This is a genomic window from Nostoc sp. FACHB-892 (genome assembly GCF_014698795.1).
In the GTDB taxonomy this organism is placed as follows: domain Bacteria; phylum Cyanobacteriota; class Cyanobacteriia; order Cyanobacteriales; family Nostocaceae; genus Nostoc.
On sequence record NZ_JACJTR010000009.1, the window covers coordinates 83,647 to 96,535 of the forward strand.

Sequence of the window (12,889 nt, forward strand, 5' to 3'; positions counted from 1 at the left end):
AGATAGGGGAACTATGCAACAACAGTATGAAGGTTATAAGGATTTAGCAGATTCTCTCAAATCTGCATCTGCATCACTGAATTTAGAATACAAATCGCAACTGCATCAAGATATAATTACCATCTACAATCATCTTGTTAATCCTAGCTTTCGGATTGCAGTATTTGGCCCGTTTAATCATGGCAAATCTACTTTACTGAATGCCATGCTAGGGAATCGCACCTTACCGATTGATTTAATTCCCACCACAGGCGCGGCGATTGCTGTCAAGTATGGCTCTGATGTGCGAACTCGCATCATGTTGCTAGATGGTACAGAAGTCTATCGCAGTGGCACAGAAGTTTTACAGCAATTTGCTATTCTTGATGGCAATAGGCAGATGCGAAAAGATGTAGCATCTGTGGAAGTTTTTTGTCCGCATCCTTTTTTGGAAACAGGAGTAGAATTTCTCGATTTACCGGGAACAAATGATAGAGATGAACAAGATAATTTAATCAGAGAACAATTATTAAGTGCAGATTTAGTTATCCAATTATTAGATGCACGTAAGTTAATGACTTTAGGTGAGCGAGAAAACTTACGAGATTGGCTATTAGATCGCGGTATTAAAACAGTTATTTTTGTCGCTAATTTTCTTAACTTACTCGAACCCGACGAGCAAAAACAAGTTCAAAATCGCTTGCTGTTTGTTGCAGAAAGCTTTCGAGCCGAATTACCTCCAGGTTTTAGTAATTTATATCGTGTTGATGCTTTACCTGCTTTAAGAGCTAGATTAAAAGGCGATGTTGCTGCTGCCAATAGTAGCGGGTTAGCGGCTTTTGAAACAGCTTTGCAAAATATTGTGGAGATTTTGCAACCAAATCGTGGTAGTGTGCGTTTGCCAAGAGTGCAAGCGATCGCTTCTCAAATCCAATACTCATTAAAAGCTAAAACTGACCCAATTGCTATTGAAATAAAATCATTTGTTGATAAACAAAACACTAAATTTGAAATTAAACAAAAAGCAGCCAACCTAATTTATAAAGGTTTTACTATTAGTTTGAAAGAGTTACGCGATTGGCTAGCATTACCTAAGCTACTTACAAAATATCAAGCTGATGCAGCAGTTGCATTGGCAGAAAATAACTTTAAAAATTGGCAAACAAATATTCTTAAAAAAGACCTAACACAATTGCAATTGGCTGCAATGAAATGGCTTTATCAAGCTTACGAATTTTTTCAAGAAGAACGACCGCAAGATTTATTAATTCCCTTTCCTAGCGAACCACAAGTAATATTACCATCAAAGCCAAGTAATACTGATGATTTGAGCGAACCGGGTTCCATCGCTGTTGGTGGTGGTATTGGTTGGTTATTAGGTGGCCCGGTGGGTGCTGCTGTCGTCGGGAGTATTTCTTATTTGCTAAATAAGAATATCCAAAAACAAGATGAACAATTAGCAAAGGAATCTTATCATCAGGAAGTTGCTAAACTTTGTATAACTACAATTGAAGATTATTTATCTCGCTTTAGCAGTCACGGGTTATCTATCCTGAGTGAATATGAGCAGAAAGCTGAAAAAGTAATTTGCTTTGAATTCAGTCAAGAGCCGCTAGAAATTACTCAAAAACGTGAAAATTTGCAGCAATTACAAAACAGTTTTAATCAGTTGCTACGAGAATTAGAAAAAGTAAAAATACTCTCAAATCATCAACCTTATAGAGAAATACCGAAATATAGCAACACTCATAGAAAATATTCGCCACAGCCAGAGAGAGTTCAAACTTCCTCACAAAAAGATACTAATGTTAAGCAACAACACGAAAATACTGCTAAGAATTCTGCGACAAGGGTAGAATCTGTTTCTCCACCACCGCCAAAAGCTTCTCCTTCTTTGCGTCCAGAAGAAGTAGAGGCAAAATTTCGGGATTGGGAACTCAATGAAGAAATAGCGCAAATGAAAGCAGAGATGCGACAGCCTGGTTCTCAAACGGGCAAACAGCAAAATACAACTCAAAGCAATAAAGCATCAAACCAAACCAAAACCCAGACGGAAAAAGATCAGATTACTCGCGCATACAGTATTTTAGGATTGCAAACAAACGCTTCTTTGGCTGAGGTAAAGCAGGCTTATCGAACTTTAGTAAAAAAATGGCATCCAGATTTGTTTGTTGGGAAGCCGCAACTGCTAAAACAAGCACAAGAGAAAATGCACTTAGTTAATGAAGCTTACACAATTTTGAGTGATAAATAAACAACAAAATACTGGACTTTTTTAATAAGTTAGATTTCATCCTAATTTCATTTCTGGCTGTAAAGCTAAGAAGTAAATATAGAATTAAGAAACTGTTAGGTGAGATTTATGCAACTGCTATCTTTAAGGAATGGCTTTTTGGCGTTAACCTTGACTGCGATCGCTTCAGCCGGTGGGTTAATTACAGGCTGTACCAATACGGTTTCCCAGAATCAAAGCCAAGCGCCGGAGGTAACTGCCACCAATGCTAACGACAAGCAGCAGATGATGAACCACGGTGGTATGAATCACAGCATGGAAATGGATTTAGGCCCAGCCGATGCTAATTTTGATTTACGATTTATCGACGCTATGACACCGCACCATCAAGGGGCTGTGGAAATGGCGAATGTTGCACAGCAGAAATCAAAACGTCCTGAAATCAAAAAACTAGCAGACAATATCATCAAATCGCAAAACCAAGAAATCACTCAGATGAAGCAGTGGCGACAAGCTTGGTATCCCAACGCGGGAAATAAACCAATGGCTTACAACAGCCAAATGGGTCACATGATGGAAATGTCATCTGATCAAATGAAAACTATGATGATGAGCCAAAACTTAGGTGCAGCTGATGCTGAGTTTGATTTGCGCTTTATCAACGCGATGATTCCTCACCACGAAGGGGCTGTAACAATGGCAAAAGATACCTTAAGTAAGTCTCAGCGCCCTGAAATCAAGAAATTAGCCCAAGCAATTATTAAAGACCAAGATATAGAAATTAAACAAATGCAACAGTGGCGAAAAGCCTGGTATAACAAGTAAACCTAAGCCTTTGCATACATAGGAATTTTAGCGTCGAATTATCCCCCTTAGGGACTTCCAACTAAAAAAATATCCTATCGTGGTGTAGGCAGAGGGGCAGGGAGCAGTTCTTGCTGGGGGAGAAAGAAAAATATGATCTGACGTAAATTGGATAATTTATTTTCTGGAAGTCCCTTAATCGGCGAGCAATGCTCTAAAAGTGAGATAGGTAAGTAGGGGAGGTAGGGGGAGAGAAAGAAACAAGTGTATTCTGGGCTATTCCAGTAGTAAAAAATTACTAAAAATTTCTCTTTACTTCCCCTGCTCCCAAAAATTTTATTTTTGCTCGGAGGTGAGCAAATGGTTACCAAAATTTTCTTGAGCATTAGTGCATTGGTAGCGATCGCATTCATAGCTTTAGCCATTAACAAGGTAAGAGCCGACCAAGAAGTTGATCGGATTTGGCGATCGCTAGAAGCAGTCCCAGCAGAGCATAATTTTACTGAAGACATGGTTGCAGAATTACCTGCTCCTGTAAAACGCTACTTTCTCCATGCGATCGCACCAGGAACTCCAATGGCTTCTTGTGTCAGCTTAGAAATGAGTGGCAGTTTTAGGATGGCTCAAGATAAACCCTGGATACCAATGCAAGCAAAAGAGATAATCTCTGCGCTGAAAGGATTGGTTTGGAAACTAGTTATTGGAAGCGGTTTGTCTCAATTTGTGGGAACTGATTACTATGCAAATAAATCGGGTCGAATGCGGTTCTTCCTTTGGGGAGTAATTCCCTTGGTAAATGCCCACAGTCCCGATATTAATCGCTCTAGTATTGGCCGATTTGCTGGAGAATTGATCTGGCTACCTTCTGCTTTGCTACCTGAATATGGTGTAAGTTGGCAGGCAATTGATGAGAAAACTATCCAAGCTAGCCTAAAGATTGATGGTGAACCTGTAACGCTAACACTGGTTATAGATACTAACGGCAAACTGCTAAAGCTTTCTTTACCACGTTGGGGAGAACATACAGAAGATGGGAGCTTCGCTTACATTCCTTTTGGTGGAGAAGTTCAGAAAGAACATACATTTGGCGGCTTTACAATTCCCTCCCAGATGAGTATCGGGTGGTGGTTTGGGACAGACCGTTACTCAGAGTTCTTCCGTGCCACAATTGAGCAAGCTGAGTTTCGGTAACTGTATTGCACCAGGTTTTTGTGCTTGTTGAATTGATTAATTGATTTAGTGATTTTTAAAACAATATAGCTACAAAAGTTTTCTTATAACATTCAACATTCATTCTTCTGTGATTTGCATTTCAAAATGCAAATATACTAAGGGCGATAATGCCTAATGGCACGATAACAGAAGCATGAAAGCGTGAATACAAAACTCCTCATTTCTCCTCAAGAACTCACGTCACTGTTAGCAGAAAAGTCATCACGGGCTGTTATTATCGATACGCGAACTCCCGAAGATTATGTTATCTCTCATATTCCTCAAGCTATAAATATCCGAGATTTTTTCACCTATATTTTAGATAATTCCTACCCAGCAGGATTAAAGCAATTACAAGAGTATTTTGCAGAAATTATGAGCAATCTGGGAATATCGGGTGCGGAACGATTAATTGTGTATGAAGATAGTTTAAATAAAGGTTATGGTCAATCTTGTCGAGCAGCTTTCTTACTGAAATATTTGGGTTGCGCTCAGGTATCTATCTTACACGGAGGATATAGAGCATGGCTGACAGAGGGATTACCTATTACCGATGAAATACTATTACGTGAAAGCAGCATATTTAGATTGCATCCCAACGCTGATATGATGGTAACTACTACCGAGATGTTGCAAGCAATTGACAATCCAGCAATCATTAAATTAGATGTGCGCGATCGCAACGAATGGCTGGGGCTGAGTTCTTCTCCCTACCATCCTGATTTTTGTCCTCGCAAAGGGAGAATCCCTAACGCTGTATGGTTAGAATGGCATCGTCTGATGAATTCTGAATTGGAAATCCCTACATTCCGATCGCCAGATGAAATCCGAGAAATTTGTCACTCAGTAGGTATTACTCCGGAGTCTATTGTATACATTTACTGCTTTAAGGGTTCAAGGGCCGCTAATACATTAATAGCTCTAGAAGAAGCAGGAATTTCTACCAGAAATTATTTTGGCTCTTGGAATGAATGGTCGCGTGATTTATCACTACCTATTGATAGTAGAGTAATGCAATGAGTGTGTAGGCTTCAGCTAGTTAATCCGCCGTAGACATTGCAGATTCGGTTTCTTACTGTTAGATGTTTTTCAGTTTTAAAGAAAAAAGATTAGGTACACAATTCGCGTCTTGTAAGTACTGCGAATTTTCCCAGTACCCAATCCCTTTTATTTACCAGACTTTATTATTTAATCAAACATCAACATTTATCTGTTCTATCTGTCTAGCAGCTTTATCCCAAAGCTTTGCTGAAGTCTCATCTTGCCAATGAGTTTTCAGATTTTCTGCTTTTTTGTGACATATTCGCTCTAACATTTCTAAAATTGCAGATAATGTCAATTTATCAACTAATGCTTCTAAACTCTCCATATATTCTTTTGGCATGATAATTATCTCCTTAACGTCCTCTATAGCGGTTCTCGTTTACGTGAGTACACCCGTAAGGGCACGGCAGTGCCGTGCCCCTACACCTTGCAATATAATCTTGTACCGTATCTGAATGAGAACCGCTATAATATCTTCTGAGAAAATCTATGTAGATAACTTTTGTGTTTACAAATAATAGATTAAGATTTATTGCCAATCTCTGCCACTTTATAAACGCAGTTTAACCTGTTTTGAATACTCAATCTTGAGAAGTTCTGCTTAATAGATGAAAAAGCAAAAAAAAACCACTTACAATATGTTAATACCTTTGATGGCTGTCGTATTTCCTTGGTGAATAGCGATGCTTACGGCGGGCTGCGCCTACGCTCTCGTAAAATTGGCGGTTCTGGATTAGGGTTAGCGATCGTCGCTCAGGCAATTATTCAGGCACATCAAGGTAGTTTAAACGTGCAGAGCCAATTAGGTAAAGGTAGCACTTTTACCATTTAATTACCATTAGATGTCAGGCCAATCTACCAATTCAAATTGCTGTATCGTCGTCAGCTTAAATCTAAATTTAAATAAAATTTTCTTACCAAACTTTACTCATATTCAAAATAAACCCAGGCAGCACCAACTCGCCGCTTACACTAGCAGGATTATCTAAACATTCCTCTGGCAATCCAGGACGATAAATATAAACTTTACGCTGCTTACGGTCAATCAACCAGCCTAACTGTATTCCTGGCTCATTCATATATTCCTCCATTTTTTCTTTCAAAGTCTGGAGGTTGTCGCTGGGAGATTTGAGTTCGACTACAAAATCTGGACAAATGGGTGCAAACTTTCGCTGTTGTTCTGGAGATAAAGCATTCCATCGTTCCAGTTTAATCCAGGAAGCATCTGGAGAGCGTTCTGCACCTGTTGATAACTTAAATCCGGTACTAGAGCTAAAAGTTATACCTGTACCATCTTGTTCCGACCAAACCCACAACGGCCCAAATATATTACCTTCTCGGTTTCCTGTCTCTGAACCAGTAGGAGGCATAATTACCAATTCTCCAAATTTATTTCGCTCAATGCGTAAATCACGATTCACTTGACAGAACTCAAAAAATTGTTCGTCTGTCATTTGCATTGATGACGGAATTTGCAAAACCAAAGGGGATGAAAACATCGAGATATCCTCCAGGTTCGGATGGCTAGCCAACTGACTATATTCTCACGCAAAAAAGCAAAGAAGCAAAGATATAACTTTGCAACTTTGCTTTTTATCCGAAATCATTCTCAGATTTACTTGTTAGGCTGAGGAGTCATCCGCAGATAGGGTTTGATTTCCTCGTAACCTTTGGGGAATTTTTCTTTGAGTACTTCTGGATCTTTCAGTGAGGGGACAATTACAACATCCTCTCCATCTTTCCAGTCAGCTGGTGTCGCCACACTGTAATTATCAGTCAATTGCAGAGAATCAATTACCCGCAAAAGTTCGTCAAAGTTGCGTCCCGTGCTGGGAGGATAGGTGAAACTCAGGCGGAGTTTCTTATTGGGGTCAATCACGAAAACCGATCGCACTGTCAAAGTCGCATTAGCATTGGGGTGGATCATGTCGTACAGGTCAGAAACCTTGCGATCCGCATCTGCCAAAATTGGGTAGTTAAGGGTAGTGCTTTGAGTTTCTTCAATGTCTCCCACCCAGCCCTTGTGAGATTCTACATCATCAACGCTAAGTGCGATCGCTTTGACATTGCGCTTGTCAAATTCTGGTTTGAGCTTGGCAACTGTGCCGAGTTCTGTTGTGCAAACAGGTGTAAAATCAGCAGGGTGAGAGAACAGCACAACCCAGCTGTCACCTGCCCATTGGTAAAAATCGATGTCGCCGTGTGTTGAGGCTTGCGTAAAGTTGGGTACTGTGTCACCTAGACGGAGAGCCATGTGAGATTCCCTGTAGTTAGAAAGGCATATATATTCTAGTATGCCATCATGACATAAAACCCCGATTTCTCAATCGGAGTTTAGCTGTTTGAAACAAAATTTTAAGTTGTCAGCCCTCTTAGATAAGGGAAGAAAGGGAGATAAAAATTATTGACTAAAGTACACATATATGTTTTAAATTACGAATGTTTCGCCAAAGGTTTTTCTTTACATAGACGATTCAAGTATCAGGGTGATAGCTGACTACAAGCCATTGCTCATCTAGGCTTATTGAACTGCAACATTTCCAGATTATTGCAGAATTACAAGAAAATTTCTTCGCATAGATGCAATATTGTGAAAATTTTCTAAGCTGTCAAAAATTGAATTTTTATAAAAAAATTACAAAGAAAAAAACTTCTGAAACTGAGGTAAAAATCTTCTCTATTTCTCCTATATCTGTGTTCTCTGCGCCTCTGCGGTTCGTTTATTTTAATAACTTTTTTCTTGGAAATTGCATTAGTATTAAATCTAGTAACTCGCATCAGAGGCGAAGTTCCTAAATCTCCCTTTCCTAAAACTTATATATTAATTGGGATTGGTTTTGTGATTGCGGATATCGTTGTCAAAGCAGTTCTAGCACCTATTTGGCAAAAACTACTGTTGTCTGCGTTGGGTTAAATTAATTTGTTTGCCAGAATTGTTTCGTAGGCTTGGATTGTTTGCTTTGCGATCGCATCCCAGCTAAAATTTTCCAATGCATATTTTTGAGCATTTAATCCCCGTCGTTGACGTTCTGTGGGATTTTGCAAAGCTTCTTGCAGTAACTCTACTAGTGCTTGGACATCTGTTGTACCCACCCAACCCGACTCACTATCAAGTATCTGTTGACAAATATGCACTTGGTCAGAAATGACTACGGGTACACCTGCTACCATCGCTTCCGCTACAGCAATCCCAAAATTTTCGTAGTAGGAAGGCAAGACAAATAAATCAGCAGCTTGTAGTAAACTAACTTTGAGTTCACCACTAACAAAACCAGTAATTGTAGTGTGCGATCGCAGTGGTGAATTTTGAATTTGAGATATTATCTTTTTTTCATAATCTGGGTCTTGGGGATTTGTCCCAGCTAAAACAAAATGAAACTTATAACCAATAGCTAACAGTTTCTCTAACGCTGGAATCAACAAATTTAACCCTTTTTTCGGGTCAATTCGTGACATAAACAGCACTATTGGCACATTCTTTGGTATTTCTAACTGACTATATGCATTTTTAAGAGATGATTGAGGGGGAATCACACCCAAGGGAATCACCAAATCTGGTGTAGATACGCCAAATCGTTCTGATATTTTTGCTTCTTGATCGCTAGTAAAATGAATTGCGGCTGCACCAGCTAAATTTTGACGTTCTATAATTGCAACATAAAGCTGTTTTAATTGTTTTTTCTTCCGTAAATCAGCCGGATCTAGAGTACCTAAAGGACGGAAAATATAAGGTAGCTTTTGCTGACGACACACAATAGCAGCAACGCTACTTATAGGAGAGAATAGAGCATGAATATGTGCTATGTCAAACTCGTGAGCATGGCGTTTTAGCCAGTTTAATAAATCTAGAGAAAATTTGTAGCGACGAAATGGGGCGCAACGAAAGTAAATTATTTCATAGCCATCTTGTTTAATTGGGCGATTTAAGGGAACATTCAGAGGTATTTGCCCATTATCACCATTACTATCAGTTGTGAGAACTGTAACTTCCACTCCCTCTTTTACCAATGCTGGAGCTAATCCTAGTACCATTTGACTAGGGCCGCCATAAATCAGAGAAATTGAGGGGACAATTTGTAATATTTTCATTTTTTTGTCATTTCTCAAGGAATTTTAACCCACGGAGGTGGGTTTTGTCTGTGTAGCCACAACTTCTAGTCGTCAGGGCTAGTAATAAATTAGACTTTTCAAACATCCTATTAATGACTCTTAACTAAGTCTTGATAAAACTCTAACTGCTGTTTAGCCAAAGCTTTATTTGTATATTTAACCATTGCTTTTTGATAACCCATTTCACCCAGAGTATGAGCAAAATCTGGTTTATCCATTAATTGAACTAAGCAATTAGCAAGAGCTTGGGCATCACCTTCAGGAAATACTAAACCAGCATCGCCAATTACATAGGGAATTTCACCAGAATCGGAACCAATCACAGGAACTTGGCAAGCCATCGCCTCAATTAGCACATGACCAAATTGTTCTTTCCAGCCAACAGAAGTTAAGGTTTTGAACTTGTAAGTTGTTTCGGAAGGCAGTACCAAAGTACTCATTAAATTAATATAGTTTGTAACCTCGTCATGAGGGACACTTTCAATTAAAATCAACCGTTCTTTAATATTGTTTTCTACAGCAATTTTGATTAATTCAGTTTGCAACTCTCCCCGCCCCAACAGCAGTAATTTCCAAGGTTTATTTTTTAATGTAATCAAAGCTTTTAAAAGTGTTAACAAGCCTTTTTCTTGTACAAATCTCCCAACAAAACCTACTACAAAATCTTCTTTTTCAATACCCAACTTAGCTGCTAATTCTGGTTGAGCTTTAGGAGTAAATAAATTTTCATCTATACCCAGTTGAGGCATGACTTTAATTGCTCCTTTATATCCCCGTTGTCGCAAAACTTCTGCTCCATCTTGATTACCAGAAATGATGCCGTGGCTGTGGTTGAGGTTATATCTTTCTAATAAAGCAACTGGTAATTTCAGTTTATAGGGTAAATTCCACCAAGTAAAAAATACATTTTTTGCCTTGAGTCCTAATAGCTGATTTAAAACAATCATCTGAGTATAAGCTAGCCCCCTAGACCCTTGTTCCACTTGGATGATTTGGGGACGAAATTGTTTTAATAAAGATATCAAATCAGCACCAAAAGTAAGGAGTCCCTGATGATTTTGACTAAAATTAGAAACGGGAACTATTCTAAATGTGCCTTCATCAAGGTATTCAGTTTCAATAATTCTATTTTGCACGCCCCCTGGTTTCCAGCGCTTTGGGACTACAACTGTCACTTCAATGTCGGGTTCTAGTTGAGATAAAGCGCGTAATTTCTCACAGTTCAGGTCTACGATATAAGTGTGGCTAGCAACTAAAATTCTCATTTTTCATTTCTTCTTTGTTATTCACTAATGACAAATGACTAATAACTAAACTTGTTCATCCAATCGACTATAAATTTGACCATCGTTCCATAGCGATTGGATGACAGTACCCAAGGCTTTGAAAAAACCCAAAGTATAGAAAATAGCGCGAGTGGCAATTTTTATGGGGGAACCGCTTTTGTTACAAGGTGGGTGCCCTAGAACGTGACAGTCAAATAAACGGGCGTATAAGCGTAAAGCTTGAGTAGCAGTCAGGTTTTTCAGCCCTAGTAGGAAATGGTTGTGATAAAAGGTGAGTTGATATTTAAGCGATCGCATACTAATATCATGACAACCTCCTGTTTCTTCGCCTAAATGCACCAAATGGGCTTCTGGGTCGTACCAAATTTTATACCCCGTCTGTCGCACCCGCAAACAAAAATCTGACTCTTCGCGCACTGCACTACCGCGAAACCTCTCATCGAACCTCAGCCCGTACTTAGTAAAAATTTCGCGGCGAAATGACATATTACAACCCCTCGCTGTCAGTACTTGCTGGGGTTTTATCGTATGTACTAAATCAATATGATACCAAGCAATTCCTGGATCCATAGCTTGGGGAGGCAGATATTCAATCTGTAAATCTCCTCCAGAATCACCCAATTTCATCCTGTCAAATACCCGTCCGGCTACAGCCCCCACTTCTGGATTTTGCAAATAATTTTTCACATGGGCTGCTAACAATCCTGGGGTTAGCTGAACATCATCATCAATAAATAATATTATTTCACCAGATGAGCGCCGCACAGCATAATTCCGCGCCCCTGGCAAACTTGCCCAATCTAAGCGTAACCATTTAATTTTATCTGCCCCCGCCATCTCTTCTAGGTAGGCTTGAATTTCTGGTTGGTGCTGTGGGGTTTGGTCTACTACTAAAACTTCAAAATTTGGATAGTCTTGTTTCAAGACATCTACAATGCTATCTCGTAGCGCTTCTTCTCGACCATAGGTCGGGATAACCACAGTAACTAATGGCCAATTATTCATGATTTTTTATGAAGTAATTCTACCTCTTCGATAATAGCTTTGTAAAATCAATTGTTTACACTGCTGCTGCATAGAGATTATCAAAGAACTCATTTTGCTTTTCGGAGTTATGCACAATTTGCACCTGAGCTAATGCTCCTGCACTTAAAAATTCGTAATGCTCTTGTTTATCACTTCTATCAAGAAATTGAATAATTTGTTGAAACGCTTGCTCTACCAAATAATCATAAGCACTATTGACAATTTCCCAATATTCATCACTTTTAGTTTTCTCTCCATGCAGCCAATTGCTCCAGTGCCTAATTTCGTTAATTGGTAATTCTAAAATATAGCCATTTTCTCCATGACGAACCAACTCTGTTAAGGCGCATACATTTGTCGTAATTGCAGGTGTGGCAACAGAAAATCCTTCAATGATGCTATAGCCATAACTATCATGTAATGTCGCCATTAATTGAAAATGACTTTGCGATAATAATTCAAGAACTTTCTCATTAGGAAGGTTTTTATGAAAGACAACATTATTTAGATTAAGTAATTTTAAATCATCTACATATTTACTGCGATCGGGAAAATCCGTTGGGACTCCAAAACCATGTGCTAGTTCTGAGATTATATGTATAGTAATAGGTAAACCTAATTCTTCAGCTTTCTTAGCTAGTCTTAAAGCAACAATTCCACCTTTACGAGCAATGTGATTTCCGATAAATATAAGCTGGAGATTTTGCTGTTCTTGATAAAGTTTTGCTTGATTAACCCTGACTGGGAAGTTTGGATGAATAACATCCACTTTCTTACTTACTTTTTCTTCTATTTTCCAACCTTCCATTCGGTTAATGAATCTCAACTTGGCATAATCGGAAATCGCAATGATTTTTCGACAATTGTCTAGTGCTAATCGATTATTTAAGAATTCATAAATTGCAGCTTCACCTTTATTATGAGGCTCTATATATAAAACACGATGATCCTCCAAGGTGAGAAACCAAGGTTTATTCGTATATAAAATTTTGTTGAAAGAATGAATAACTTGGTATCTTTGCCATACAGGTTGCCACGCAAGAAAGCTGGCTAAAGGAGCTAAATGAGGCCAAACTTTGTCTATAGGATATCTGCCTGCGGGGAAAGCCTTGGGGCAGATAAGTGTATGCCGAGAATTTCGAGGTAGGTTTGGAATGCTGAGGTGCTTTTGACCTGCTATGATAACTTTTGCCAT

Annotated in this window: 12 protein-coding genes and 1 pseudogene; 6 read left to right on the forward strand and 7 right to left on the reverse strand. The window is 38.9% G+C overall.

The features are described 5' to 3' along the window. Positions 1-13 precede the first annotated feature (13 nt). From H6G96_RS14470 to H6G96_RS14485, 4 genes are all read left to right on the forward strand, one after another. A complete protein-coding gene (locus H6G96_RS14470; protein ID WP_190912109.1) occupies positions 14-2,233 on the forward strand; it encodes a dynamin family protein in 2,220 nt (739 codons plus the stop codon). A 108-nt stretch (positions 2,234-2,341) separates the two neighbouring features. Continuing rightward, the gene (locus H6G96_RS14475; protein WP_190912110.1) at positions 2,342-3,037 is read left to right on the forward strand and encodes a DUF305 domain-containing protein; all 696 of its coding nucleotides are present in this window, start codon (positions 2,342-2,344) and stop codon (positions 3,035-3,037) included. Between the two features lie 339 nt (positions 3,038-3,376). Then, positions 3,377-4,207: a DUF6544 family protein gene (locus H6G96_RS14480; protein WP_190912111.1), complete on the forward strand. Its 831-nt coding sequence runs from the start codon at positions 3,377-3,379 to the stop codon at positions 4,205-4,207. Between the two features lie 183 nt (positions 4,208-4,390). Further along, complete coding sequence (locus tag H6G96_RS14485; RefSeq protein ID WP_190912112.1) at positions 4,391-5,248, forward strand: rhodanese-like domain-containing protein; 858 nt, start codon at positions 4,391-4,393, stop codon at positions 5,246-5,248. Positions 5,249-5,420: 172 nt separating this feature from the next. On the opposite strand, the gene H6G96_RS14490 is transcribed toward H6G96_RS14485, so the two are convergent. Further along, positions 5,421-5,612, reverse strand: a complete 192-nt coding sequence (locus H6G96_RS14490; protein WP_190912113.1) for a hypothetical protein — start codon at positions 5,610-5,612, stop codon at positions 5,421-5,423. 366 nt (positions 5,613-5,978) lie between these two features. Between H6G96_RS14490 and H6G96_RS14495 the strand changes: the two are divergent. Continuing rightward, positions 5,979-6,104, forward strand: a pseudogene (locus H6G96_RS14495) (ATP-binding protein); the annotation flags it as partial. An 82-nt stretch (positions 6,105-6,186) separates the two neighbouring features. On the opposite strand, the gene H6G96_RS14500 reads toward H6G96_RS14495, so the two are convergent. After that, positions 6,187-6,771, reverse strand: a complete 585-nt coding sequence (locus H6G96_RS14500; RefSeq protein ID WP_190912114.1) for a Uma2 family endonuclease — start codon at positions 6,769-6,771, stop codon at positions 6,187-6,189. Between the two features lie 116 nt (positions 6,772-6,887). Beyond that, positions 6,888-7,526 (reverse strand): peroxiredoxin, encoded by a 639-nt coding sequence (locus H6G96_RS14505; protein WP_190912115.1) that lies wholly within the window; start codon positions 7,524-7,526, stop codon positions 6,888-6,890. A 486-nt stretch (positions 7,527-8,012) separates the two neighbouring features. Here H6G96_RS14505 and H6G96_RS14510 point away from each other — a divergent pair, with 486 nt between their 5' ends. Further along, on the forward strand, positions 8,013-8,186 hold the full coding sequence (locus H6G96_RS14510) for a hypothetical protein (protein WP_190912116.1): 174 nt from the start codon (positions 8,013-8,015) through the stop codon (positions 8,184-8,186). On the opposite strand, the gene hpsP is transcribed toward H6G96_RS14510, so the two are convergent. The 4 genes from hpsP to H6G96_RS14530 all read right to left on the reverse strand — a co-directional run bounded on the left by hpsP (position 8,183) and on the right by H6G96_RS14530 (position 12,889). Continuing rightward, positions 8,183-9,361 (reverse strand): hormogonium polysaccharide biosynthesis glycosyltransferase HpsP, encoded by a 1,179-nt coding sequence (gene hpsP / locus H6G96_RS14515; RefSeq protein ID WP_190912117.1) that lies wholly within the window; start codon positions 9,359-9,361, stop codon positions 8,183-8,185. The two genes, H6G96_RS14510 and hpsP, sit on opposite strands and share 4 nt — an antisense overlap. A 110-nt stretch (positions 9,362-9,471) precedes the next feature. Then, on the reverse strand, positions 9,472-10,647 hold the full coding sequence (gene hpsO / locus H6G96_RS14520) for a hormogonium polysaccharide biosynthesis glycosyltransferase HpsO (protein WP_190912118.1): 1,176 nt from the start codon (positions 10,645-10,647) through the stop codon (positions 9,472-9,474). Between the two features lie 45 nt (positions 10,648-10,692). Beyond that, positions 10,693-11,673 carry a hormogonium polysaccharide biosynthesis glycosyltransferase HpsN gene (hpsN, locus tag H6G96_RS14525; protein WP_190912119.1) on the reverse strand — a complete coding sequence of 327 codons (981 nt, stop codon included), beginning with the start codon at positions 11,671-11,673 and terminating at the stop codon, positions 10,693-10,695. Positions 11,674-11,728: 55 nt separating this feature from the next. Further along, on the reverse strand, positions 11,729-12,889 hold the full coding sequence (locus tag H6G96_RS14530) for a glycosyltransferase family 4 protein (protein ID WP_190912120.1): 1,161 nt from the start codon (positions 12,887-12,889) through the stop codon (positions 11,729-11,731).